1 protein-coding gene is annotated in these 1,193 nt (G+C 76.8%); it reads right to left on the reverse strand.

Features of this window, described 5'->3' with window-relative positions; genetic code table 11:
* Nucleotides 1–29: 29 nt before the first annotated feature.
* A partial coding sequence (locus tag AB0F10_RS45780; RefSeq protein WP_360640932.1) for an FAD-binding oxidoreductase occupies nt 30–1,193 on the reverse strand: 1,164 nt, incomplete at its 5' end.

A 1,193-nucleotide genomic window follows, 5' to 3' on the forward strand; every position in this document is an offset into this window, starting at 1 on the left:
GTTCACCATCGCGGTGAAGAGTTCGCGGCTCACGGCAGCAGGATCCCCGGGTTGAGGATTCCGCGCGGGTCGAGCGCGTCCTTGACGCCGCGCAGCGCGGCGACGCCCACCGGGCCGATCTCGCGCGCGTACCAGGGCTTGTGGTCGCGGCCGACGCCGTGATGGTGGGTGATGGTCGCGCCGGTGGCGGCGATCGCGTCGCTCGCCGCGGCCTTCGCCGCGCGCCACTGCGCGACCGGGTCCTTCGCCTGGGCCGCCACCACGGTGAAGTAGAGCGACGCCCCGGTCTCGTAGACGTGCGAGATGTGGCAGAGCACGAGCGGCGGCGTCCCCGCGGCGGCGAGCGTCTCGACGAGCGCGTCGCGCACGGCGGCGTAGGTCTCGGGCAGCCGGTCCCAGAAGGTCGCCGTTTCGAGGGTCTCGGCGAGCGCGCCGGCGTCGAGCAGCGCGTCGCGCAGGTAGGGCGCCCGGAACCGCCCGGCGCGCCACTGCTCGCCGGGTGCCTCGCCGAGCGACGTGCCGCCGAGCTCGGCCAGCCGGCGCGACGCGGCGTCCGCGCGGGCGGCCACGTCGGCCTGATCGCCCTCGAATCCGACCACGGCCAGGCAGCCGCCGTCGGCGTCCTGGCCGCTGCCGGTGGCCGCGTTGATCGCGGTCTCGGTCTCGTCGGAGAGCCGCAGCACGGTCGGCAGCGGTCCGTCCTGGGCGAGCGAGCGCAGCGCGCGGGCACCGTCGGCGAAGGACGGGAAGGTCCATCCGGAGTAACGGCGGGCGGCCGGCGCGGGCCGCACCCGCAGGGTCAGCTCGGTGACGACCCCGAAGACGCCCTCGGAACCGAGCAGCAGTTGCCGCAGGTCGGGGCCGGCCGCGGACTCCGGGGCCCGGCCGAGCTCGAGCGTGCCGACGGGGGTGGCCGCGCGCAGCCCGACGACCATCCGGTCGAAGCGGCCGTAGCCCGCGGAGGCCTGGCCGCTGGAGCGGGTGGCGGCGAAGCCGCCGAGGCTCGCGTACTCGAAGGACTGCGGGAAGTGGCCGAGCGTGAGCCCCTCGGCGGCCAGCAGCCGCTCGGCGTCCGGGGCGCGGACCCCGGCCTCGAACGTCGCGGTGCGCGACACCGGGTCGAGCCGCAGCATCCGGCCGAGGCCGGCGAGGTCGAGGGCGAGCACCCCGGCGAAGCCCACGCGGTCGGCGGC

The sequence above is a fragment of the Actinoplanes sp. NPDC026623 genome (assembly GCF_040638275.1).
Classification (GTDB): domain Bacteria; phylum Actinomycetota; class Actinomycetes; order Mycobacteriales; family Micromonosporaceae; genus Actinoplanes.